Source organism: Polaromonas sp. P1_G2 (genome assembly GCF_056405515.1).
Map to the genome: position 1 here is coordinate 1 of NZ_JBFUBY010001339.1, position 420 is coordinate 420.

The window sequence follows — 420 nt, forward strand, 5'->3', positions numbered from 1 at the left end:
CGCCGCGGTAGCTCGGCAGTGTCACATCGCCCAGCTTCTCGACGCCGGACGAGCGCGGCTTGGCGAACTGGCCGGCAACGCGACCGACCTTGACGACCGGCTTCTGGGCGCCGWAGGTCAGCACCACGGCCATCTGCAGGAAGGCGCGGAAGAAATCGCGGATATTGTCGGCACCATGTTCGGCGAAGCTCTCGGCGCAATCGCCACCCTGCAGGAGGAAGCTTTCTCCATTGGCTACCTTGGCGAGCGAGGCCTTCAGACGCCGCGCCTCGCCTGCAAAAACCAGCGGTGGATAGGTGGCAAGCTGAGCTTCCGTGGCCTGCAATGCAGCCATGTCCGGATACTCCGGAACCTGCTGAATGGGCTTAGACCTCCAGCTTTGCGGGTTCCAATTCTGTGCCATCGTACTCACCTTGTGAC

1 protein-coding gene is annotated in these 420 nt (G+C 62.8%); it reads right to left on the minus strand.

What is annotated here, in order from left to right:
• Positions 1-334 (minus strand): 3-deoxy-7-phosphoheptulonate synthase (locus tag AC1D0P_RS30450; protein WP_477680140.1); only part of this gene is annotated, 334 nt, incomplete at its 3' end.
• Positions 335-420 lie beyond the last annotated feature (86 nt).